This window comes from Blastococcus capsensis (genome assembly GCF_030165005.1).
GTDB classification, from domain to species: Bacteria; Actinomycetota; Actinomycetes; order Mycobacteriales; family Geodermatophilaceae; genus Blastococcus; species Blastococcus capsensis.
Genome location: NZ_JASNNW010000024.1, coordinates 45395 through 68083 on the forward strand (window position 1 = coordinate 45395; position 22689 = coordinate 68083).

Annotated in this window: 21 protein-coding genes; 18 read left to right on the forward strand and 3 right to left on the reverse strand. The window is 73.1% G+C overall.

The genetic code is table 11. The annotated features are described in order from the left end of the window. Positions 1-5: 5 nt before the first annotated feature. The 13 genes from QOZ86_RS18155 to QOZ86_RS18215 all read left to right on the forward strand — a co-directional run bounded on the left by QOZ86_RS18155 (position 6) and on the right by QOZ86_RS18215 (position 13405). Positions 6-554, forward strand: coding sequence for a LemA family protein (locus QOZ86_RS18155; protein ID WP_284493379.1), 549 nt, complete (start codon positions 6-8; stop codon positions 552-554). A gap of 51 nt (positions 555-605) precedes the next feature. Then, the gene (pdxS, locus tag QOZ86_RS18160) at positions 606-1514 is read left to right on the forward strand and encodes a pyridoxal 5'-phosphate synthase lyase subunit PdxS (RefSeq protein WP_284493380.1); all 909 of its coding nucleotides are present in this window, start codon (positions 606-608) and stop codon (positions 1512-1514) included. Next, the gene (locus QOZ86_RS18165) at positions 1511-2695 is read left to right on the forward strand and encodes a heparan-alpha-glucosaminide N-acetyltransferase domain-containing protein (RefSeq protein WP_284493381.1); all 1185 of its coding nucleotides are present in this window, start codon (positions 1511-1513) and stop codon (positions 2693-2695) included. The genes pdxS and QOZ86_RS18165 overlap by 4 nt, the downstream gene beginning before the upstream one ends. Before the next feature lie 11 nt (positions 2696-2706). After that, complete coding sequence (gene pdxT, locus QOZ86_RS18170) at positions 2707-3372, forward strand: pyridoxal 5'-phosphate synthase glutaminase subunit PdxT (protein ID WP_284493382.1); 666 nt, start codon at positions 2707-2709, stop codon at positions 3370-3372. 76 nt (positions 3373-3448) lie between these two features. After that, positions 3449-4207, forward strand: a complete 759-nt coding sequence (locus QOZ86_RS18175) for a YebC/PmpR family DNA-binding transcriptional regulator (protein ID WP_284493383.1) — start codon at positions 3449-3451, stop codon at positions 4205-4207. A gap of 208 nt (positions 4208-4415) precedes the next feature. Then, on the forward strand, positions 4416-4985 hold the full coding sequence (gene ruvC / locus QOZ86_RS18180) for a crossover junction endodeoxyribonuclease RuvC (protein ID WP_284493384.1): 570 nt from the start codon (positions 4416-4418) through the stop codon (positions 4983-4985). Then, entirely contained in the window at positions 4982-5614 is a 633-nt protein-coding gene (gene ruvA / locus QOZ86_RS18185; RefSeq protein WP_284493385.1) for a Holliday junction branch migration protein RuvA, read from the forward strand. Before ruvC ends, ruvA begins: the two co-directional genes overlap by 4 nt. 76 nt (positions 5615-5690) lie before the next feature. Then, the gene (gene ruvB / locus QOZ86_RS18190) at positions 5691-6815 is read left to right on the forward strand and encodes a Holliday junction branch migration DNA helicase RuvB (protein WP_284493386.1); all 1125 of its coding nucleotides are present in this window, start codon (positions 5691-5693) and stop codon (positions 6813-6815) included. Between the two features lie 148 nt (positions 6816-6963). Next, complete coding sequence (gene yajC, locus QOZ86_RS18195; RefSeq protein WP_284493387.1) at positions 6964-7275, forward strand: preprotein translocase subunit YajC; 312 nt, start codon at positions 6964-6966, stop codon at positions 7273-7275. A gap of 14 nt (positions 7276-7289) precedes the next feature. Next, positions 7290-8942 (forward strand): protein translocase subunit SecD, encoded by a 1653-nt coding sequence (secD, locus tag QOZ86_RS18200; RefSeq protein WP_284493388.1) that lies wholly within the window; start codon positions 7290-7292, stop codon positions 8940-8942. Then, positions 8939-10273 carry a protein translocase subunit SecF gene (gene secF / locus QOZ86_RS18205; protein WP_284493389.1) on the forward strand — a complete coding sequence of 445 codons (1335 nt, stop codon included), beginning with the start codon at positions 8939-8941 and terminating at the stop codon, positions 10271-10273. The genes secD and secF overlap by 4 nt, the downstream gene beginning before the upstream one ends. After that, a complete protein-coding gene (locus tag QOZ86_RS18210; protein ID WP_284493390.1) occupies positions 10270-10857 on the forward strand; it encodes an adenine phosphoribosyltransferase in 588 nt (195 codons plus the stop codon). The genes secF and QOZ86_RS18210 overlap by 4 nt, the downstream gene beginning before the upstream one ends. A 190-nt stretch (positions 10858-11047) precedes the next feature. Beyond that, positions 11048-13405: a RelA/SpoT family protein gene (locus tag QOZ86_RS18215; protein WP_284493391.1), complete on the forward strand. Its 2358-nt coding sequence runs from the start codon at positions 11048-11050 to the stop codon at positions 13403-13405. Between the two features lie 243 nt (positions 13406-13648). On the opposite strand, the gene QOZ86_RS18220 is transcribed toward QOZ86_RS18215, so the two are convergent. Continuing rightward, the gene (locus tag QOZ86_RS18220) at positions 13649-14497 is read right to left on the reverse strand and encodes a peptidylprolyl isomerase (RefSeq protein WP_284493392.1); all 849 of its coding nucleotides are present in this window, start codon (positions 14495-14497) and stop codon (positions 13649-13651) included. A gap of 153 nt (positions 14498-14650) precedes the next feature. On the opposite strand from QOZ86_RS18220, the gene QOZ86_RS18225 reads away from it, so the two are divergent. From QOZ86_RS18225 to QOZ86_RS18245, 5 genes are all read left to right on the forward strand, one after another. Continuing rightward, complete coding sequence (locus QOZ86_RS18225) at positions 14651-15334, forward strand: MBL fold metallo-hydrolase (RefSeq protein ID WP_284493393.1); 684 nt, start codon at positions 14651-14653, stop codon at positions 15332-15334. A gap of 79 nt (positions 15335-15413) precedes the next feature. Continuing rightward, positions 15414-16676, forward strand: a complete 1263-nt coding sequence (hisS, locus tag QOZ86_RS18230; RefSeq protein ID WP_284493394.1) for a histidine--tRNA ligase — start codon at positions 15414-15416, stop codon at positions 16674-16676. A gap of 8 nt (positions 16677-16684) precedes the next feature. Further along, entirely contained in the window at positions 16685-17668 is a 984-nt protein-coding gene (locus QOZ86_RS18235; protein ID WP_284493395.1) for an aldo/keto reductase, read from the forward strand. 29 nt (positions 17669-17697) lie between these two features. Next, positions 17698-19473 carry an aspartate--tRNA ligase gene (gene aspS, locus QOZ86_RS18240; protein WP_284493396.1) on the forward strand — a complete coding sequence of 592 codons (1776 nt, stop codon included), beginning with the start codon at positions 17698-17700 and terminating at the stop codon, positions 19471-19473. A gap of 121 nt (positions 19474-19594) precedes the next feature. After that, positions 19595-20686 (forward strand): pyridoxal-phosphate-dependent aminotransferase family protein, encoded by a 1092-nt coding sequence (locus tag QOZ86_RS18245; protein WP_284493397.1) that lies wholly within the window; start codon positions 19595-19597, stop codon positions 20684-20686. A gap of 78 nt (positions 20687-20764) precedes the next feature. Here the strand turns inward: QOZ86_RS18245 and QOZ86_RS18250 are convergent, their stop codons facing one another. Beyond that, on the reverse strand, positions 20765-21637 hold the full coding sequence (locus QOZ86_RS18250) for a hypothetical protein (RefSeq protein WP_284493398.1): 873 nt from the start codon (positions 21635-21637) through the stop codon (positions 20765-20767). 162 nt (positions 21638-21799) lie between these two features. Continuing rightward, entirely contained in the window at positions 21800-22660 is an 861-nt protein-coding gene (locus tag QOZ86_RS18255; RefSeq protein ID WP_284493399.1) for an aldo/keto reductase, read from the reverse strand. Positions 22661-22689 lie beyond the last annotated feature (29 nt).

Genomic DNA, 22689 nt, shown 5'->3' on the forward strand with positions numbered 1-22689 from the left:
CCCCCGTGACGTCCCTGGCCTGGTTGCTGCTCGCCGCAGGGCTGCTGGTCGTGCTGGTCGTCTGGGCCGGCTGGACCCTCACCCGGCTGCGGCGGCTCGGCGCCCGGGTGGACCGCGCGTGGGCGACCCTGGACGCCCAGCTCCAGCGGCGCGCCGGGCTGGCCGAGGAGCTGGCGCGGCAGCATCCGGCCGCGCTCGGCGATGCGGCGGCCGGGGCGCTGGCCGCCGCGGCCGCGCAGGGGCGGGCATCCGGTCCCGGCGACCGCGAACTCGCGGAGAACGCACTCGGCCGCGTCCTGCGCGAGCTGCCGCCGGAGCTGCCGGGAGTGCCGGCGGCGCTGCGCACCGACCTCGCCGGTACCCAGACGCGGGTGGCGCTGGCCCGCCGGTTCTACAACGACGCCGTCCGCGACACCCGGCAGCTGCGCGGACGCCGGTTCCCGCGCTGGGCGGGCCTGCACCGCTCCCGGCCGCTGCCGCGCTACTTCGACATCGACGACCGGGTCGCCGCTGTGACCAAGGACGCCGACCCGGCGGGCCGCCCGCCGGGCTGATCCCCGTACCGTTGTGGGCTACTCGACTCGTCTACGCGAAGGCGGACACCCGTGGCAGCGCACCCCGACCAGCCGGACACCGCGACCGGGACCGACCGCGTCAAGCGCGGCATGGCCGAACAGCTCAAGGGCGGCGTCATCATGGACGTCGTCACCCCCGAGCAGGCGAGGATCGCCGAGGACGCCGGTGCCGTCGCCGTCATGGCGCTGGAGCGGGTGCCCGCCGACATCCGGGCGCAGGGCGGCATCGCGCGCATGAGCGACCCCGACATGGTCCAGGGGATCATCGACGCGGTCTCCATCCCGGTGATGGCCAAGGCCCGCATCGGCCACTTCGTCGAGGCGCAGGTGCTCCAGTCGCTCGGCGTCGACTACATCGACGAGTCCGAGGTGCTCAGCCCCGCCGACGAGGCCCACCACATCGACAAGCACGCCTTCACGGTGCCGTTCGTCTGCGGCGCCACCGACCTCGGCGAGGCCCTGCGGCGCATCGCCGAGGGGGCGGCGATGATCCGCTCCAAGGGCGAGGCGGGCACCGGCAACGTCGTGGAGGCCACCCGGCACATGCGGGCGCTGCGCGCCGGCATCAAGCGGCTGGGCACCCTCGACGAGACCGAGCTCTTCGTCGCCGCCAAGGAGCTGCGCGCCCCGCACGACCTGGTCGTCGAGGTGGCCCGGCTGGGCGCGCTCCCCGTCGTGCTGTTCACCGCCGGCGGCATCGCGACCCCGGCCGACGCGGCGATGATGATGCAGCTCGGGGCCCAGGGCGTGTTCGTGGGTTCCGGCATCTTCAAGTCCGGCGACCCGGCTCAGCGCGCGGCGGCCATCGTGCAGGCGACGACCTTCTTCGACGACCCCGACGTGATCGCCAAGGTGTCGCGCGGTCTGGGCGAGGCCATGGTGGGCATCAACGTCTCGGCGTTGCCCGAGAGCGAGCGGTACGCCACCCGCGGCTGGTGACCGGCGAGCGCGCCCCCGGCCCGGGCGGCGCGGTCGCGGCCCGGCTGTGGCGCCGGGGTGGCCCCGACCGGGTGGCTGGGCTCGACCTCGCCCGCGGGCTGGCGGTGCTCGGCATGTTCGGGGCGCACCTGGGAACCAGCGACCGGCTGGCCGCGGATCCGGTCACCTGGCCGGCGATCGTGCACGGCCGCCCGTCGATCCTGTTCGCCACTCTGGCCGGGGTGTCGATCGCCTTGCTCAGCGGAGGGGGCATCCCGGCCACGGGGGAGGCGCTCGTGCGGGCCCGCACGCGCATCCTGGTGCGGGCGGCGTGGATCTTCGCCATCGGCGGCCTGCTGGAGCTGCTCGACACCCGGGTCGCCATCATCCTCGGCGTCTACGCCGTGCTGTTCGTCCTGGCGACGCCGTTCCTGCGGTGGCCGGTGTCGCGGCTGCTGGCCCTCGCCGCGGGAATCGCCGTCGCGGGGCCGCCACTGGACCTGCTGCTCGGCCAGGTGGCGACCGAGGGCGGCAACGCCGACGACCCGTTCGCGGACCTGGTGATCACCGGCGTCTACCCGGCGCTGCTCTGGTGGGCGTACGTGCTGGCCGGTCTCGCGGTCGGCCGGTCCGACGTGCGCGCCGGACGGGTGCGGGTGTGGCTGGTCGGCGCGGGAACGGGAGCGGCGGTCCTCGGCTACGGCGGCGGCTGGCTCACCACCCGGGCCGTCGCGGACGGGCGTCCCTCGGCCGGACCCGAGGAGGGCTTCGGCGCCGGTGTCGGGGAGTGGGACCCCGCCTGGTTCACCGGAGCGGCGCCGCACAGCGGGACCACCTTCGAGATGGTGGGCTCGACCGGGGTCGCCGTCGCCGTCATCGGGCTGTGCCTGCTGCTGGCCGGCCGGCTTCCGGTGCTCACCGCACCGTTGGCCGCCGTCGGGGCCCTGGCGTTGTCGGTCTACACCGGGCACGTCGTCGCCCTCTGGCTGGTCCGGATGCTCGACCCTGCCGCCGGCGGCGGCCCGGGCACGTGGCTGGCGTTCGCCGGCTACGCCGTGCTGGCCGCCACCATCTGGCGCATCGTCCTCGGTCAGGGGCCGCTGGAGCGGCTGCTGACGTGGAGCTCCCGCAGGACCGCCGCCCTGCCGAGCGGCCCCGCCGATCACGGCCCGTCCGGCGACGGCCGGGGCGGCCCGCCGTAGCCTGGGCGATCGTGTCCACCGACTCCGTGCGCCCCGTCATCGGCGTGCTCGCGCTGCAGGGCGACGTCCGCGAGCACGTGGCCGCGCTGCAGGCCGAGGGCGCCGACGCCCGATCCGTCCGGCGTCCGGAGGAGCTGGCCGACGTCGACGGGATCGTGCTGCCCGGGGGTGAGTCGACCACGATCGCCCGGCTCGCCGGCCGTTTCGGCCTGCTCGAGCCGTTGCGCGAGGCGCTGCGTGCGGGCCTGCCGGCCTACGGCACGTGCGCCGGCATGATCCTGCTGGCCGACCGCCTGGTCGACGCCCCGCCGGGCCAGCCGACGGTGGGGGGGCTGGACGTCACGGTGCGCCGCAACGCCTTCGGCCGGCAGGTGGACTCGTTCGAGTCGGGGGTCGATCTGGCGGGCATCGGCGGCGGCTCGTTGCAGGCGGTCTTCATCCGCGCCCCGTGGGTCGAGGAGGCCGGGCCCGGGGTGGAGGTCCTCGGCCGGGTCGTCGGCGGTGCGGCCGACGGTAGGATCGTCGCGGTCCGCCAGGGGAACGTGGTGGCCACCAGCTTCCACCCCGAACTGACCGGGGACCGCCGGGTGCACGCGCTGTTCGTCGACATCGTCCGCGCTCACCTGGCCGAGCAGGCCGGCGCGGACGCCGGGAACGAGAGGGGTAAGTCCACGTGAACGAGCTTGCGAGTCCACCCAAGAAGAGAGCCGGCCGGCCGCGAACGCGGCCGACGAGCGCCAGCGAGGAGGACTCGTGAGCGGCCATTCCAAGTGGGCGACGACCAAGCACAAGAAGGCCGGGATCGACGCCAAGCGCGGCAAGCTCTTCGCCAAGTTGATCAAGAACATCGAGGTCGCTGCCCGCACCGGCGGGGGTGACCCCTCCGGGAACCCGACGCTGTTCGACGCCGTCCAGAAGGCGAAGAAGAGCTCGGTGCCCAACGACAACATCGACCGGGCGGTGAAGCGCGGCGCCGGGCTCGAGGCGGGCGGCGTCGACTACCAGGGCATCACCTACGAGGGCTACGCCGCCGGCGGTGTCGCCGTCCTCATCGAGTGCCTGACCGACAACAAGAACCGGTCGGCCATGGAGGTCCGCACCGCCATGACCCGCAACGGGGGCTCGATGGCGGACCCGGGGTCGGTCTCCTACCTCTTCTCGCGCAAGGGCGTCGTCGTGGTGCCGGCGGCCGGTCACACCGAGGACGACGTGCTGGTGGCCGTCCTGGATGCCGGCGCGGAGGAGGTCAGGGACCTCGGTGACACCTTCGAGGTGGTCAGCGAGCCCGGCGACATGGTGGCGGTGCGCACCGCACTCCAGGACGCCGGCATCGAGTACGACTCGGCCGACATGGGTTTCCTGCCGAGCGTCCAGGTGGAGCTGGACGCCGACGGCGCAGCCAAGGTGTTCAAGCTGATCGACGCACTCGAGGACCTCGACGACGTGCAGAACGTCTACGCGAACTACGACGTGCCCGACGAGGTCATGGAGCAGGTCACCGCCGACGCTTAGGCCCCCTCGCAGGGGCCCGGCGCGAGCGTGCGAGTGCTGGGGGGCGAGGGGGTCCTTCGACCCGGTGCCCCCCACCACTCGCTCCGCTCGTGGCGGGTCCCTGCACCGGGGCCGTTCCAGCACCTCGCCTGGCGTGTTGCGGCGTCACGGCGTCGGCCCGGCCGGTTAGCCTCGGTCGAACACCAGTTCGGCCGACGGGAGAGTGACCATGCGGGTGCTCGGTATCGACCCGGGCCTCACCCGGTGCGGGTGGGGGGTGGTCGACGGCCGTCCCGGCGCGCGGCCGACAGCGGTCGGTGTGGGCGTCGTCCGCACCATGGCGGAGCTCGACCTCGAGCTGCGGCTGCTGGAGCTGCACACCGCGGTCACCGCCCTGCTGCGCGAGCACCGCCCCGACGTCGTGGCCATCGAACGGGTGTTCACGCAGAACAACAAGGGCACCGCCACCGGCACCGCCCAGGCCGCCGGCGTCGCCGCCCTCGCCGCGGCCCAGGCCGACCGGCCGGTCGCCTGGCACACCCCCAGCGAGGTCAAGGCAGCCATCTCCGGCAACGGCCGCGCGGACAAGGAACAGGTCACGCTCATGGTCACCCGGGTCCTCGGTCTCGCCGCCGCACCCAAGCCGGCCGACGCTGCCGACGCGCTGGCCCTGGCGGTCTGCCACGCGTGGCGCGGCCCCGCGCAGCAGCGGCTGCGCACCGCCGCGATCGCCGGTGGCATCGGGGCGCCGGTGCGCGCCACCACCCTCCCGCGCTGGACGGGGGTGGTCGCCCGATGATCGCCAGCGTGCACGGGCGGGTGGCCGCGGTCAGCCCCGACGGTGCGGTCGTCGAGGTCGGCGGGATCGGCCTGGCGGTGCAGTGCACCCCCGGAACGATCGCCCGGTTGCAGGTGGGCGAGGCCGCCCGGTTGGCCACCAGCCTCGTGGTGCGGGAGGACTCGCTCACCCTCTACGGCTTCGCCGACGACGACGAGCGCCAGTTGTTCGAGCTGCTGCAGACGGCGAACGGCGTCGGCCCGCGGCTGGCCCAGGCCGTCCTGGCCATTCACCCGCCGCGGGAGGTCCGCCGCGCCGTCTCGATGGCCGACGTCAAGGCGCTCATGCAGGTGCCCGGCATCGGCAAGAAGGGCGCCGAGCGGCTGATCCTCGAGCTGCGCGACCGGCTCGGGTCCACCAGCACCGACACCACGCTGGACGCGCCCACCGGGCGGCCGCAGGTGACGCCGGTCGCCCCGTGGCGGGACCAGCTCGCCTCCGCGCTGGTGGGTCTCGGCTGGTCGGCGAAGGAGGCCGAGAGCGCGGTCACCCAGCTCGCCCCCGTGGCCGACGAGCAGATCGCTGTCACCGGCGGTGTCGAGGTGGCCGTCCTGCTGCGGCAGGCACTGCAGCTGCTGGGCAGGTCATGAGCGGACAGGGGCGTGAGCATCGCAGCGAGGAACGAGCGAGGAGCGGAGCGCCCCGCGGGAGCGAACGGGGAACATCATGAGCGCACCGTTCGACCGGTCGCTGACCGGGGAGCTCGCCGGTGACCTGCCCCCGGAGTGGTCGGTGTCGCCGCAGGCCGGTGACGAGGAACGGGTCGTCGAATCGGCCCTCCGGCCGCACTCGCTCGACGACTTCATCGGCCAACCCAAGGTGGCCCGCCAGCTCGCGCTGGTGCTGGAGGGGGCCAAGCGGCGGGGCCGCACCCCCGACCACGTCCTGCTCTCCGGCCCTCCCGGGCTCGGCAAGACCAGCCTGGCGCTGATCATCGGCTCGGAGCTCGGCACCTCGGTGAAGATCACCAGCGGCCCGGCCATCGAGCGGTCGGGCGACCTGGCGGCGATGCTGTCCAACCTCGCAGCCGGTGACGTGCTGTTCATCGACGAGATCCACCGCATCGCCCGCCCGGCCGAGGAACTGCTCTACATGGCGATGGAGGACTTCCGGGTCGACGTCGTCGTCGGGAAGGGGCCGGGTGCGACAGCGATCCCGCTGGAGATCAACCCGTTCACCCTCGTCGGTGCCACCACCCGCGCCGGGCTGCTCACCGGCCCGCTGCGCGACCGGTTCGGCTTCGTCGGGCAGATGGAGTTCTACGAGCCGGCCGAGCTGCAACGGGTGCTCGCCCGGAGCGCGGCCCTCCTCGGGGTGGAGCTGACCGGCGAGGGATCGGCCGAGATCGCCGGTCGGTCCCGCGGCACGCCGCGGATCGCCAACCGGCTGCTGCGCCGGGTCCGCGACTACGCGGAGGTGGAGGCCGACGGTCGGGTCACCCGAGAGGTGGCCGAGGCGGCGCTGGCCCTCTACGACGTCGACCAGCTCGGCCTGGACCGGCTGGACCGCGAGGTGCTGGAAGCGCTGGTCGGGAAGTTCGGCGGCGGCCCGGTCGGGGTGGCCACGCTCGCGGTGGCGGTGGGGGAGGAGCCGCACACCGTCGAAGAGGTGTGCGAGCCGTTCCTGGTGCGCGCCGGGCTCCTGGCCCGGACGCCCCGCGGCCGCGTGGCGACCGAGGCGGCCTGGCAGCACCTGGGCCGGCCGGTTCCGCGGGGCGGCGTCCCCCTCGGTCGGGTCACAGCAGACCCACCGGTCCCGGGGTCGTCGTCAGAAGCCTTGTTCGACGCCTAGACTCCCCACCGCTGGCGCGCAACTCGCAGGCCGGGTCGTGCGCGTCCCGCCCGGTGGCCGCGCGTGCCGGCACCGACGTACCCGAGCGGTCCCGTCCCGGACCGCATCCACCGCGGAGAACCAGTCGCGGAAGAGAGGCACACCTGTCGTGGATTACTTCCCGCTGATCATGCTGGCCGTGCTGGCCGTCGTCCTCTTCGTGCTCCCGGCCCGGCAGCGCAAGAAGATGCAGCAGCAGACCGCTGCCATGCAGGCCTCGCTGACGGTCGGCACCCCCGTGATGACCACGAGCGGTCTGCACGCGACGGTCGCCGGGCTGGACGAGAAGACGATCGACCTCCAGATCGCCCCCGGGGTCGTGGTGACCTACGCCCGCCAGGCCATTCTGGAGATCCGCCGCCCGGCCGACGCGTCGGCGGAGGTCGACGACCCCGCGCGTCCGGCCGACGGCACCGTCTGAGCCGGAGGACGTCGGTGGCCAACGGCCCGCTGCCCGCAGGGCGCTACTTCGGCGCCTTCGCGCTGATCCTCGCCCTGCTCTACGGTCTGGTCTTCTTCACCGGAGACACCCGCACCCCGCAGCTCGGACTCGACCTGCGGGGTGGCACGACGGTGACCCTCACCGCGCGTACACCCGACGGCGAGGCGCCGGCCGCGGAGGATCTCGAGCTGGCCCGCCGGATCATCGAGCAGCGGGTCAACGGCCTCGGCGTCGCCGAGGCCGAGGTGGTCACCGAAGGTGACTCGAACATCGTCATCTCCGTTCCCGGGGACGACGGCGAGCAGGCCCGGGAACTGGGTGCCACCGCCCAGCTGCGGTTCCGTCCGGTTCTCCAGGGTCCCGTACCGGCAGTGCCGGCCGAGGAGCCCGTCGACGGCGAGGAGCCGACCGAGGGCGCCGAGACGGCCGACGGAGACGCCACCGCGGACGCCGCCGAAGACGACGGGGCCGCTGCCGGCGACGCCCCTGCGGACACCGACGGCGCCGTCGAGGACCCGGCACTGCCCGATGATGACGCCCCCGTGGTCACCCAGGAGGAGGCCGCCGCGGCCTTCGCCACCCTGACCTGCGAGGCGGACAACGTCACCGGCGACGTCGATCGCCCGGAGTCCTACGTCGCCGCCTGCACCCAGGACGGCACCGCGAAGTACCTGCTCGGTCCCACGATCATCGAGGGCACCGAGATCGACGACGCCACCGCCGGCACCGAACCCGGGACCGGCGAGTGGATCGTGCTGCTGGACTTCCAGTCCGAGGGCCTGGCCACCTGGGCCGCGTACACCACGGCCAACGTCGGCTCGAACGTCGCCTTCACGCTCGACGGCCGGGTGATCTCCGCACCGACCATCAACAGCGCGATCACGACGAACCCGACGACGATCACCGGGCAGTTCGACCAGGAGTCGGCCACCGAGCTGGCCAACCAGCTCAAGTACGGCGCCCTGCCGCTGACCTTCACCCAGGCGACCGCCCAGTCGATCTCCACCGAACTCGGCGAGGAGCAGCTGCAGGCCGGCCTGGTCGCCGGTGCCCTCGGCATCGCCCTGGTCTTCGTGTACGCGCTGGTCTACTACCGGCTGCTGGGCCTGGTGATGATCGCGAGCCTCGCGCTGTCGGCGGTGGTCGTCTACGCCTGCCTGATCCTGCTGGGCCGGGAGATCGGGTTCACGCTCAGCCTCGCCGGCATCGCCGGGTTCATCGTCTCCATCGGCATCACCGCCGACTCCTTCGTCGTCTACTTCGAACGCCTCAAGGACGAGATCCGGGAAGGCCGCTCGCTGCGGTCAGCCGTCCCGCGGGCCTGGGTCCGCGCGCGGCGCACGATCCTGTCCGCCGACGCGGTGAGCTTCCTGGCGGCGGCGATCCTGTACGTGCTGGCGATCGGCGACGTGAAGGGCTTCGCCTTCACCCTCGGCATGTCCACCGTGCTCGACCTGATCGTCGTCTTCCTCTTCACCCACCCGCTCATGGCCGTGCTGTCCCGGGTCAAGGGCTTCGGCAAGAACCGGTTCTCCGGGCTGGGCCGCGTCGAGCACACCCGTCGCCCCGAGGGGACGCCGGGCCGCGGCCGGGAACTCGTCGGCGCCACCAGCGGCAACGGCCGCCAGGACAGGAGCACCTCATGACCCGCCCGACCGACTCCGAGGAACTGGCGCCGGAGCACGCCGGTACCGGCGAGGAGGCGCTGGCCGACGCCGGTCTGCTGGACGGCCCGGATGACGACGGTGCGCCCGCGGCCCCCGCTGGGGCCGGTGGCCGCCGCGCCAGTCTGGCGCACCGCCTCTACAACGGTGAGGCCGGCCTCGACGTCGTGGGCCGCAGCCGCCTGATCTACAAGGTCACCGCGGTCGTGGTGCTGCTCTGCATCGCCTCCATGGTGTTCCGCGGGTTCAACTTCGGGATCGACTTCGAGGGCGGGAACAGCTTCCGACTGCCCGGCACCGAGGCGCAGCTGGAGGAGGCCCGCACTGCGGCGGAGGACGCCGGCGCCGAGGTCGCCACCGCGCAGGTGGTCGGCGGCAACACGCTGCTGCTGCGCACCGAACAGCTCGACAACGAAGCCGAGCGGGCCGTGGTGAACGCGCTCGCCGAGGCGGCGGGGATCGCGCCGGACGACGTGAGCCCCGAGTCGGTGAGCGCCGAGTGGGGTGGGGACATCACCCAGCAGGCGCTCGTGGCGCTCGCGGTCTTCCTCGTGGCCGTCGTGCTGTTCCTGGCAGTGCGTTTCCAGCCGAAGATGGCGGTCGGCGCCATGGCGGCGCTGGCGCACGACATCGTCGTCACGGCCGGCGTCTACTCGCTGATCGGCTTCGAGGTCACGCCGTCGACGGTGATCGGCTTCCTGACCATCCTCGGGTTCTCCCTCTACGACACCGTGGTGGTGTTCGACAAGGTCGACGAGAACGTCCGCGACCTGGAGAACAGCGCCCGCATGACGTGGGGTGAGGCGGCCAACCTCGCGGTGAACCAGACGCTGATGCGGTCGATCAACACCTCGGTGATCGCGCTGCTGCCGGTCGCCGGGCTGCTGTTCGTCGGGGCCGGCATCCTCGGGGTCGGCACGCTCAAGGACCTCGCGCTGGTGCTCTTCGTCGGCCTGGCCGCCGGCACGTACTCGTCGATCTTCCTCGCGACGCCGATCGTCGCCGACCTCAAGGAGCGCGAGCCCGCCCAGGAGGCGCTGCGCCGCCGGGTGCAGGCCCGCCGGTCGTCGGCCGCGCGCGCCGAGGGCGGCCCGGCGCCGGCCGGCCCGGTGGCCAGCGCCCGCCGCCGGCGTCCTGCCGGTGGGGTCGCCCTCGCCGACCTGCCGGAGAGCGTGGCCGCCGACGTGGTCGTCGAGTCCCCGGACACCGTGCGGCCGGAGTCGGCAGGCGGTGCCACGGCGGCACCGCGCCCGGGCGCGCGGCCGAACCGGACCGATCGGCGGACCGGGCCGGCCGGCAAGCGGCGCCGGTGACCGGCACCCGGTCCCGGCAACCCGTCGACGAGCTCATCGCCGGCTTGACGGTCGACGTCCCCGACCATCCCGAGCCCGGCATCGTCTTCCGGGACCTCACCCCGGTCTTCGCCGACGGGCCGGCCTTCCGCCGGGTGGTCGACGGCCTCGCCGCACCCGCGCAGTCCGATCCGCGTGCGGCGGCACTGGCCGACGCGCGAGCGGGAGAGCGGGCGTTCGACGTCGTCGCCGGCGTGGAGGCCCGGGGCTTCCTCCTCGCCGCCGCGGTCGCCCTGGATGCCGGCGTGGGCGTGGTGCCGGTGCGCAAGGCCGGGAAGCTGCCGCGCGAGCGCATCGCGGCCGAGTACGCGCTGGAGTACGGCACCGCGACGCTCGAGCTGCACACCGACTCGATCCGCCCCGGTCAGCGCGTGCTGGTCGTCGACGACGTGCTGGCCACCGGCGGCACGCTCACGGCGGCGGTCGCCCTCGTGGAACAGCTGGGTGGGGTGGTCTCGGCCGTGGCCGTGGTGGTCGAGCTGGCCGCCCTCGGTGGCCGGCAGCGGCTGGCCCCGCACACCGTGCACGCGCTCTGGACCACCTGACCGAGGGAGGCGCACCGGCGACCGGGGGCACCGGATGGCGCTCTCCGGCTAGCATGGGGAGGGTTCTTCCCTCCTCGAGCCCGTGGGAGTCACCGTGGCCTCCGATGTAGCCGCCGACGCGGCTCCCGCGCGGCCTGGCACGGTCACCGGGCCGCCAGGCGCCGGCGACGGTCCACCGGGGGATGCCCCGGTGCGCAGCCCGCTGCCCGAGCGTCCCGTGGTGCGCCGACCCGACGACGTCGCCGCCGAGCCGCTCGACCCGGAGTCCGGCGTGCCGCGGCGTCGGGTACGCGACCGCCTGGCACGGCGGATCGCCTCCGGCCAGCGCAGCGGCCTGGTCCGCCCGGTGCTCGAGCCGCTCGCCGCCCTGCACCGGCAGAGCCACCCCAAGGCCGATCTCGCGCTCCTCCAGCGGGCCTACGACGTGGCGGAGGCCGCGCACTCCACGCAGAAGCGCAAGAGCGGCGACCCGTACATCACCCACCCGCTCGCCGTCGCCACCATCCTGGCCGGCCTCGGGATGGACACCACCACGCTGATCGCGGCTCTGCTGCACGACACCGTGGAGGACACCGGGGTCACGCTGGAGACGATCACCGCCGACTTCGGCTCGGAGGTCGCCCACCTCGTCGACGGCGTCACCAAGATCGACAAGGTGAAGCTGGGCGATGCCGCCCAGGCGGAGACGATCCGCAAGATGATCGTCGCGATGTCCCGCGACCCGCGGGTGCTGGTCATCAAGCTCGCCGACCGGCTGCACAACATGCGCACGCTGCGCTTCCTCCCGCCGGAGAAGCAGGAGCGGAAGGCGCAAGAGACGCTGGAGATCCTCGCTCCGCTGGCCCACCGGCTCGGCATGAACACGATCAAGTGGGAGCTGGAGGACCTGGCCTTCGCCACGCTGTACCCGAAGCGCTACGACGAGATCGTGCGCCTGGTCGCCGAGCGGGCGCCGTCCCGGGACACCTACCTGGCCGAGGTCACCACCACCGTCAACGACCAGCTCAAGGCGGCCAAGATCGAGGCCGTCGTCACCGGCCGGCCGAAGCACTACTACTCGATCTACCAGAAGATGATCGTCCGCGGGCGCGACTTCACCGACATCTGGGACCTGGTGGGCATCCGGATCCTGGTCGACTCGGTGCGGGACTGCTACGGGGCGCTGGGCATCATGCACGCCCACTGGCAGCCGGTCCCCGGCCGCTTCAAGGACTTCGTGGCCATGCCGAAGTTCAACATGTACCAGTCGCTGCACACCACGGTGATCGGGCCGCAGGGCAAGCCGGTCGAGCTGCAGATCCGGACGCACGACATGCACCGCACCGCCGAGTACGGCATCGCGGCGCACTGGAAGTACAAGGAGAAGGCACGGGCCGGCGGCAAGCCGAGCGCCGGGGAGTTCGGGGCGCCGCCCACGGCCGGCTCGCCCGACGACATGCTGTGGCTGCGCCAGCTGCTGGACTGGCAGCGGGAGGCCCAGGAGCCCGGGGAGTTCCTGGAGACGCTGCGCTACGACCTCGGCCCGCAGGAGGTCTTCGTCTTCACGCCGAAGGGCGACGTCGTCAGCCTGCCCGGGCAGTCGACCCCGGTCGACTTCGCCTTCGCGGTGCACACCGAGGTCGGGTTCCGGTGCATCGGGGCGCGGGTGAACGGCTCGCTGGTGTCGCTGGACAGCAAGCTGAGCAACGGTGACGTCGTCGAGATCTTCACCTCCCGGTCGCCCAATGCCGGTCCCTCCAAGGACTGGCTGTCGTTCGTCGGCTCGTCCCGCGCCCGCACCAAGATCCGTCAGTGGTTCACCAAGGAGCGCCGCGAGGACGCGGTCGAGGCCGGCAAGGAGGCCCTGACCCGCGCCATGCGGAAGGCGGGGCTGCCGCTGCAGCGACTGCTCGGTGGGGAGGCGCTGTCGACCCTCGCCAAGGACCTGCACTTCGCCGACGTCACCGCGTTGTACGCGGCGGTGGGGGAGAACCAGCTCTCGGCCGCCTCGGTGGTCGAGAAGCTGATGGCGGCCCTCGGCGGCAGCGAGGGTGCCGCCGAGGACATCGCCGAGACCGCGATCCCCACCCGGCGCCCGGTCGCGCGGCGCTCGGCGAGCGGCGACCCCGGGATCATCGTCCACGGCATGACCGACGTCTGGGCCAAGCTCGCCAAGTGCTGCACCCCGGTGCCCGGCGACGACATCCTCGGGTTCGTGACCCGGGGCGGTGGGGTCAGCGTGCACCGCACCGACTGCACGAACGCCGCTGACCTGCAGAGCAAGCCTGAACGTCTGGTCGAGGTCGAATGGGCGTCGTCGCCGGGCTCGGTGTTCCTGGTGGCCATCCAGGTGGAGGCCCTCGACCGGCACCGGCTGCTCTCCGACGTCACCAAGGCGCTCGCGGACGAGCGGGTCAACATCCTGTCCGCGTCGGTGCAGACCAGCCGCGATCGCGTGGCGATCAGCCGGTTCACCTTCGAGCTGGCCGATCCCGCTCACTTGGGGGCGGTGCTCCAGACGGTGCGCAACGTCGATGGCGTCTTCGACGTGGAGCGCGTCACCGCGTGACGACAGCCGCGGGAGCATCGCAGGGAGCGCTAGCGACCGAGGAGCGGACCGGGGCGCGGAGTCGCGCCATGCGTACCGCCTGACCACCGCGGGCCCCGTGCGGTGCACGCCCTCCCGCATCACCCCCTGATGATCAGGTCACTCGGGCTCAGGGGTCCTGGCTCACGTCCGGTGGTGAGCCAGGACCCCTGCAGGTGAGCCAGGGGAGGGACGGCGGCCTGCGCGGCGAAGGGGCGTCGCCGGTCAGCCGACGACGGCCATGTCCTCGATCGTGACCGGGATGTTCGGGGCGCCGTCACCGGGGCCCTCGGCCCCCTGCACACCACCCGCGGCGACCTCGTCCAAAACCGCGAGGCCGGCCTCGTCGACCGTCCCGACGACGGTGTACTCGGGCGGCAGCTGCGTGTCGACGAAGGTCAGGAAGAACTGGCCGCCGGTGCTGTTGGGCGCCGCCGTCTTCGCCATGGCGATCGTGCCCCGCGGGTAGGTGGTGTCCGGGGTGACCTCCTCGGCGTACTTGTACGTGGGGCCACCCGAACCGGTACCGGTCGGGTCGCCGCACTGCAGGACGCCGAAGGTCTCGGAGTTGACCAGCCGGTGGCAGGGGCTGCCGTCGTAGAAGCCCTGCTCGGTGAGGTATACGAAGCTGGCCGCCGCGCACGGTGCCTCGGCCCGGTCGAGGGTCAGGGTCAGGTCGCCCTGGTCGGTGCTCATGAGCAGGGTGGCGGTGCCCTGGGTGGGGGTGGCCTCGGGGTTCGGCGGGGTGCCCACGTCGGTCAGGTTCGGGTTCCCCGACTCGTCGGGCAGGTACTCGCAGGTGACGGTTCCGTCGGCGTTGGTGGTGCGTGCCGCCGAGCTGGTCGCCGGCGTCTCCGCCGTCGGCGTGGCCGTACCGGCGGCCTGGTCGTCGGTTCCGTCGTCGCCGAGGACGCCGGTGACCAGCAGTGCGGCTCCCGCCACGACGACGACGGCGAGCGCGGTGAGGAGGATGCCCAGGTTGCGCCGCCGCTTCTTGACCAGCTCGGCACGACGCTCCAGCTGACGCTGCAGGTGGCGCTGCGCGGCTTCGCGACGCTGCTTGTTCGTGGGCACGGGGGCGGACTCCTCGGGCGGGCGGGCGCGGTGGCGGCCGGACGGGGATGCGGGCGGGCGCGTGCGGCCGCTCGGGGAGGGAGTCTAGGTGGCCGGGCTGGGGGTTCCCTGGCAGCGCCGGGTGCCGCGGGTGGCGCCGCGTAACCTGCACGGGTGCTCATCCGCTCGTTCCCCGCCGGCGCCTTCGGCACCAACTGCTACGCCGTCGCCTCCGGCCACGGGCAGGAGTGCGTCGTCGTCGACCCCGGCATGGACGCCGTCGAGCCGCTGGCCCGCATGCTCGCCGAGGACGGTCTGAAGCCGGTGGCGGTGGTGCTCACCCACGGCCACCTCGACCACACGTTCTCGGTGCTGCCCGTCTGCGACGGCTACGACATCCCCGCCTACCTGCACCCGCAGGACTTCGGGATGCTGTCGGACCCGGCCCGCTGGCACGGTCCGCAGCTGGCTCCGTTGATCACCGGCGTCGCGCTGCCCGACCCGAGCGACGTCAAGGCGCTCGACGACGGCGCGGTGCTCTCGCTGGCGGGCGTCGACCTCACCGTCCGGCACGCGCCCGGGCACACGCAGGGCTCGGTCATGTTCTCGGTGGACCTGGGCGAGGCGCCCGGCCTGCTGGCCGGTGACGTCCTGTTCGCCGGCTCCGTCGGCCGGGTCGACCTGCCCGGCGGCTCGTGGGACGCGATGCTGCGGTCGCTGCGGGACGTCGTCCTCCCGCTGGACGACGAGACGGTGGTGCTGCCCGGTCACGGCCCCGCGACGACGATCGGGCGCGAGCGGGCGACCAACCCGTACCTGGCGGAGGCGGCCCAGGCGCCGAAGGGGCGCGGGCTGTGAGAGCGACGGGCGAGCGAGCATCGCAGGGAGCGCCAGCGACCGAGGAGCGGAACGAGTCCGGAGCCGAACGGGGAGCATCGTGACCGGGTTGACCGCCCCGAAGGGGACCTTCGACACGCTGCCGCCGGACTCGGCGCGATTCCTCGCCGTCCGGGACAGGCTCACCGCACCGTTGCGGCGGGCCGGCTACGGCTACGTCGAGACGCCGGTGTTCGAGGAGACCGCCGTCTTCTCCCGGGGGGTGGGGGAGTCCACCGACGTCGTCACGAAGGAGATGTACACCTTCGAGGACCGCGGCGGGCGTTCCCTCACGCTGCGCCCGGAGCTCACCGCCGGGCTGATGCGGGCGTTCATCGAGCACCGCATGCACAGCGGCGCCCTGCCGGTGAAGCTCTGGACGGTCGGTTCCGCGTTCCGCTACGAGCGCCCCCAGGCCGGCCGCTACCGGCACTTCACCCAGGTCGACATGGAGGCGCTCGGCGTCGACGACCCGGCGCTCGACGCCGAGGTGGTGGCACTGGGCGTGCAGGGCTTCCGCGACCTGGGGCTGACCGACTTCGAGCTGCTGCTCACCTCGCTGGGCGATGCGACCTGCCGGCCGCAGTACCGCGAGCTGCTCGTCGCCTACCTGGACAAGCTGGACCTCGACGAGGAGACCCGGCGCCGGGCGGCGATCAACCCGCTGCGGGTGCTGGACGACAAGCGCCCCGAGGTGCAGGCGCAGCTCGACGACGCGCCGCTGATGGTCGACCACCTCTCGGACTCGACGCGGGCGCACTACGACGCCGTCCGCCAGCACCTCACCGACCTGGGCGTGACCTGGACCGAGGCGCCGAAGCTGGTGCGCGGGCTGGACTACTACACGAAGACCACCTTCGAGTTCGTGCACAACGGGCTCGGCGCGCAGTCGGCCATCGGTGGCGGCGGCCGTTACGACGGGCTGTCGGCGGCGCTGGGCGGGCCGGACGTCTCGGGCATCGGCTACGCCGTCGGCGTGGACCGCACGCTGCTGGCCGTCCAGGCCGAGGGCCTCGACATCGGCGCGGCCGCCGGCGTACAGGCGTTCGTCGTCCCGCTGGGGGCCGAGGCCAAGCGGGTCGCCGTCCGGCTGGTCGGGCAGCTGCGGCAGGCCGGCGTCGCGGCCGACACGGTGTACGGCGACCGCGGGCTCAAGGGCGCGATGAAGGCGGCCGACCGGTCGGGCGCTACGCACGCCGTCGTCATCGGCGAGCGGGATCTGACCGAGGGCGTCGGTCAGCTCAAGGATCTGCGCACCGGCGAGCAGCGGGCCGTTCCCGTGGGCGAGCTGTTCGAGACCGTGCGTGCGAGTGTGGAGGAGTGAGTACTTCGATGGAGCAGCGACCGCTCGGGAAGACCGGGGCCGACGTCGGCGTCATCGGCCTGGGCACCTGGCAGCTCGGTGGTGACTGGGGCGACGTCGACGACGAGGTGGCCGGCGAGGTTCTCGACGCCGCGCTCGACGCCGGGGTGACCCTCCTCGACACCGCGGACGTCTACGGCGACGGGCGGTCGGAGGTCCGCATCCGCAAGGCGCTGGCCCCGCGGGCGGAGCGACCCTTCGTCGCCACCAAGGCCGGCCGGCGCGCGGACCCCTTCGAGGCCGCCCAGTACACGCCGGAGAACCTGCGCGCGTGGGTCGACCGCTCGCGCCGCAACCTCGGGGTGGACACCCTCGACCTGGTGCAGCTGCACTGCCCGCCCACCGCCGTCTACTCCGACCAGCGGGTCTACGACACCCTCGACGGGTTCGTGGCCGACGGCTCGATCGCGGCCTACGGCGTCTCGGTGGAGACCGTGGCCGAGGGGCTGACCGCGCTGCAGCACCCCGGCGTCCAGGCCCTCCAGGTCATCCTCAACGTCTTCCGGCGCAAGCCGCTCGAGGAGCTGCTGCCCGCCGCGCAGAAGGCCGGCGTCGGCGTCCTGGCCCGCGTGCCGCTGGCCAGCGGGCTGCTGACCGGCAAGTACGACGAGTCGACGACCTTCCCTTCCGACGACCACCGCAACTTCAACCGCAACGGCGAGGCGTTCGACGTCGGCGAGACGTTCGCCGGGGTCCCCTTCGAGGTCGGCGTCGAGGCCGCCCGCGAGGTCGCGGCGATCGCCGGCGACGCCGTGCCGACCGCCGCGTTCGCGCTGCGCTGGGTCATCGACCAGCCCGGCGTCACCACGGTCATCCCCGGGGCGCGCAACGTCACCCAGGTCCGCGGCAACGTCGCCGCGGCGACGATGGCGCCGCTGTCGGATACCCAGCTCTCCGACCTCGAGCGGCTGTACGACGAGCGCATCCGCGCCCACGTGCACGACCGCTGGTAACCACCCCCTCCCTCCGAAAGGCACCCTCCGTGCTCCGCACCCACGACGCCGGAACGCTGCGCGCGTCCGACGCCGGCACCACCGTCACCCTCGCCGGCTGGGTCGCCCGCCGCCGCGACCACGGCGGCGTGGTCTTCCTCGACCTGCGCGACGCCTCCGGCTACGTCCAGGTGGTCGTGCGCGAGGAGGAGGCCCACCACCTGCGCAACGAGTACTGCCTGCTCGTCACCGGCGAGGTGCGGCGCCGCCCGGAGGGCAACGAGAACCCCGAGCTGCCCACCGGTGACATCGAGGTGGCCACCTCCGAGCTGCGCGTCCTGTCGGCGTCGGCGCCGCTGCCGTTCCCGATCGAGACCGACCGGGCGGCCTCGGACGACGTCCGCTACAAGTACCGCTACCTCGACCTGCGCCGGCAGGGTCCGGCCAGGGCGATCCGGCTGCGCTCGGAGATCAGCCGCATCGCCCGCGGGGTGATGGCCGGCCACGGGTTCACCGAGGTGGAGACGCCGTCGCTCACCCGGTCCACCCCCGAGGGTGCCCGCGACTTCCTCGTGCCGGTCCGCCTCCAGCAGGGGAAGTGGTACGCGCTGCCGCAGTCCCCGCAGCTGTTCAAGCAGCTGCTCATGATCGGCGGGCTGGAGCGGTACTACCAGATCGCGCGCTGTTTCCGGGACGAGGACTTCCGCGCCGACCGGCAGCCGGAGTTCACCCAGCTGGACTTCGAGATGAGCTTCGTCGAGCGCGACGACGTGCTGGCGATCGCCGAGGACGTCGTCCGGTCGCTGTGGCTCGAGCTGGCCTCCTACGAGGTGCCCGAGATCCCGCGGATGACCTACCGCGAGGCGATGGACCGCTTCGGCTCGGACAAGCCCGACCTGCGCTTCGGCACCGAGCTCACCGAGCTGACCGACTACTTCTCCGACACCCCGTTCCGCGTGTTCCAGGCCCCGTACGTCGGCGCCGTCGTCATGCCGGGTGGGGGCTCGCAGCCGCGGCGGGCGTTCGACGCGTGGCAGGACTGGGCGAAGTCGCGCGGTGCCCGGGGCCTGGCCTACGTGACGATCGCCGAGGACGGGACGCTCGGCGGCCCGGTGGCCAAGAACATCTCCGACGCCGAGCGGTCCGGCCTGGTGGAGGCCGTCGGTGCGAAGCCGGGGGACTGCGTCTTCTTCGCCGCCGGCTCGCGGCGCACCTCGCAGGAGCTGCTGGGCGCGGCCCGCAACGAGATCGCGCGGCGCCTGGAACTCATCGAGCCGGGCACCTGGTCGTTCCTGTTCGTCGTCGACTTCCCGATGTTCGAGGAGACCGAGGACGGCGACTGGACGTTCATGCACCACCCGTTCACCTCGCCGACCCCGGAGTGGCGGGAGCGGTTCGCCGAGGACAAGGGCGCGGCGCTGTCCGACGCCTACGACATGGTGATCAACGGGAACGAGGTCATGAGCGGGTCGGTGCGCATCCACGACGCCGACCTGCAGGAGCGGGTGTTCGAGACCCTCGGCATGTCCCGCGAGGAGGCCCGCGAGCGGTTCGGGTTCTTCCTCGAGGCGTTCGCCTACGGCCCGCCGCCGCACGCCGGCGCCGCGCTGGGCTGGGACCGCCTGTCCGCCCTGCTCTCCGGGGTCGACTCCATCCGCGAGGTCATCGCCTTCCCGAAGACCGGCGCCGGCTTCGACCCGCTGACCGGCGCCCCGACGCCGATCACCGAGGCGCAGCGCAAGGAGTCCGGCATCGACGCCAAGCCCGACGAGCCGGCGCTCCCCGGCGAGCCCGGTGCCCCGGGGCCCTCCGACCCCACGAAGTGAGCGCGACCTCTGCCTGTTGATCATCGGCACATGGCGGTGTCCGGCCGCGTGTCGGCCAGCCACCTGCCGATGATCAACTGTGTTGCGGCGGTTTGCCGGGGTCGCCGGTAGCGTCCGGAGCATGCCGTTGCGTGCCCGCACCCTCCTCGGTCCTGGCCCTTCCAACCCGTACCCGGAGGCGCAGGTCGCGCTGGCCCGGCCGCTGCTGGGTCACCTCGACCCGGTCTTCCTGCAGGTTCTCGACGAGACGTCGGACCGGCTGCGGCAGGTCTTCGGGACGGCGAGCCGGCGGACGCTGCCGCTGTCGGCCACCGGGTCGGCGGGTATGGAGGCGGCGTTCGTCAACACCGTGGGACCGGGCGACGTCGTCGTCGTCGCGGTGAACGGCCTGTTCGGGCAGCGGATGGTCGACGTCGCCTCGCGGTGCGGGGCCGAGGTGGTGGCCGTGGAGCACGAGTGGGGGCAGCCGGTCGACGCCGAGCGCGTGCTGGCCGCCCACCCGGCGCCGAAGCTCATCGCCGCCGTCCACGCGGAGACCTCGACCGGCGTGCTGTCCGACCTCGCGCCGCTCGCCGCCGGAAAGGGCGACGCGCTGCTGCTGGCCGACTGCGTGACCTCGCTCGGCGGCATCCCGGTGCAGCTCGACGAGTGGGGCGTCGACCTCGCGTACTCGGGCTCGCAGAAGTGCCTCGGCGTCGCGCCCGGGCTGGCGCCGTTCACGATCAGCGACCGCGCGTGGGAGCGGCGGATCGAGAAGCCGCAGAGCTGGTATCTGGACCTCGGCATGCTGGGCGGGTATGCGGGAGAGGCCGCCGGGTCGGGTGGGCGCACCTACCACCACACGGCGCCGACCGGGATGGTCGTGTCGCTGCACGCCGGGCTCGGCCGGATCCTCCAGGAGGGGCTGGACGCCGTCCACGCTCGCCATGCGGAGGCCGGCCGGCTGCTGCACGAGGGGCTCGCCGAGCTCGGCCTCGAGCTCTTCGCGGCCGAGGGCCACCGGCTGCCGGAGCTGACCACGGTGAAGGTCCCCGACGGCGTCGACCCGGCCGCCGTCCGAAAGGAGCTCCTGGAGCGCTACGACCTCGAGATCGGCGGCGGAGTGGGCGCCTACGCCGCGACGGTCTGGCGGATCGGGCTGATGGGTGCCAACGCGACGCCCGACAAGGTCGCGCTGGTGCTGGCCGCCCTGAAGGAGACCCTCGGCCGCTGACCCACGCGGCGGCTTCCCGAGTTGATCATCGGCGTATGGCTGGCCTGTACGGCGTGTCGGACAGCCACATGCCGATGATCAACCCGGACCGGGGTCCCAGCCTCGGCTGATGAGAGCTCGACGGGTGCGTTCCACCACGGTGGTAGGCCCTCCGAGGTGACGGTTGGCGAACCGCAGCACCAGCCATCCGTCGGCGCCCATGAGCGAGTAGCGGTCGATGTCCCGGCCGAACTGGTCGACATCGGCGTGCTGACGGCCCTCGTACTCGAGCAACACCCGCCACTCGGGAAAGCCGAGATCTCCGTGAGCGACGATCCGACCCCAGCGATCATGGATCGGCACCTGGGGCTGGGGGTCGGGCAGGCGGCTGGTCACGAGCCAATAGCGCATCAGGCTCTCGGGCCGCGACATGGACAGCGGAGAGAGCAGCGCGGCGCACTCCCGAGCACGGACGACGCCGCGGACGCGATGGGCCCGAGCCAGCCGCCTGGTGGGCGCCGGAACGTCGAGGTGCCCGTCGCGGAGCAAAGCGTCTCCGACCGCGACGAGGTCCCGTGGCGTCAGTAGCGGCGCGAGGTCGAGGTAGGTCTGCGCGCCGGACGTCAGTCGTAGCGACCTGTGCGCGGCCACGTCGTCCTCGACGAGGCGCCGTGAGTGGACGACGAGGCCGGCGTGCTGCGGGAGCACCCGGCGAGGGGTGAGGGCGACGTGCGGCCGCCGCGGCAGAGCGACCGGGGCGCCGAAGACCCATGCCGCGGTGCCATGGCTGAAGGCGGCGTCGGCAGGAAGGGCCGTGGCCAGCAGTCGCAGTCGGTCCACCTCGTCGATGGCGTCGTCCAGTCGGGCCGTGAGGTCGTGCGCCAGCCGCACGTACCGGCTGCCTCGGAGCTGCCCGCGGGACAGTCCTGCGGCGCGCGCCGACGCAGCGGTGAAGGTGGGTGGGAGTGGCATGGTCGCCACGCTGCGCGGACCGCGCCGTCGCTGGACGCGGTCGATCGCTTCTGTGGACCGGCCGGCGGCTGTGGACACCGCTGCAGTAGTTGATCATCGGCAGATGGCTGGGTGACACGCCAAGGGGGGGAGCCGTACGCCGATGATCAACGGAAGATGCAGTCAGCTGCCGTTCAGGCGGGCGAGGTGGTCGGGGGAGAGGGTCAGCTCGGCGGCGGCCACCGAATCCTTGACCGACGTGATCCGGGAGGCGCCGGGGATGGGGACGACGGTGTCGCTCTGCGCCAGGTGCCAGGCGAGCGTCACGCGGTACACCGACACGCCCAGCTCGTCGGCCACCTCCGCGAACGCCGGCGCGGTGGAGCCGAGCGACCCGGCCGCGGTCACGCCGCCGAAGGGGCTCCACGGCAGGAAGGCCAGCCCGTGGCCCGCGCAGTGCGCCAGCTCGTCGGCGGAGTGGCGCCAGCCGGGGGAGAACTGGTTCTGCACGCTGACCAGCGCGTCGCCGACGATCGACCGGGCGACGTCGATCTGCGCGATGTCGGCGTTGGAGATGCCGACCATGCGCACCAGCCCGTCGTCGGCGAGCTGCCGCAGCGCCCCCATCGACTCCTCCCACGGCGTCGCCGGGTCGGGCCGGTGGAACTGGTAGAGCCCGATGGTCTCCACGCCCAGCCGCCGCAGCGAGGACTCGCACGCCCGCCGCAGGTAGGCCGGTGATCCGTCCAGCTCCCAGTCGGTGCCGCGCCGGGTGTGGCCGCCCTTGGTGGCGACCAGCACGTCGGAGGCGCCGGACCCGTAGGACCGCACGGCGTCGGCCACCAGTGTCTCGTTGTGGCCGAACTCCGCCTCGTCGCGGGCGTAGGCGTCGGCGGTGTCGATCAGGGTGACGCCCGCGTCCAGCGCGGCGTGCACCACGGCGACGGCGTCCTCCGCCGGGGGGCGCGAGTCCTTGGTGGACAGGGGCATGGCGCCCAGCCCGATGGCGCCCACGGTCACGGTCCCGATGCGTCGCTGCTGCATGGGGGCTGTCGTGCCCCGCGGGTAGCGTT